Source organism: Opacimonas viscosa (assembly GCF_024199005.1).
Classification (GTDB): Bacteria; Pseudomonadota; Gammaproteobacteria; order Enterobacterales; family Alteromonadaceae; genus Opacimonas; species Opacimonas viscosa.
Genome location: NZ_JANATA010000250.1, coordinates 1 through 251, shown reverse-complemented (window position 1 = coordinate 251; position 251 = coordinate 1). Strand labels below are relative to the sequence as shown.

Annotated in this window: 1 protein-coding gene; it reads right to left on the bottom strand. The window is 51.0% G+C overall.

Annotation, left to right across the window (positions count from 1 at the left end; genetic code table 11):
- Positions 1-251: hypothetical protein (locus NLF92_RS13475; RefSeq protein ID WP_254102767.1), on the bottom strand; the 251-nt coding region annotated here is incomplete at both ends.

The following is a 251-nucleotide window of genomic DNA, read 5'->3' as shown; positions in this document are numbered from 1 at the left end:
GATACAAAGTCACTGCAATGGTCAGTAACGCACCACTTAGCCCCATTAAAACCGGCGAAATTGCCGACACGTCAGGTAAGGTTTTATTTGGTGAAACTGTCCACAAATATAACCAACCGAAAAGCAGCGACAAATATAAGGTGCCGTCAGCTAACAGAGTCACACACATACCCCATAACCCTGGCCCGTCAAAGGTACGCGAGTGCAGAGGCGGCTCTCCCCGGCTCGCTTCTTCATCCGTCAGTGGTGCC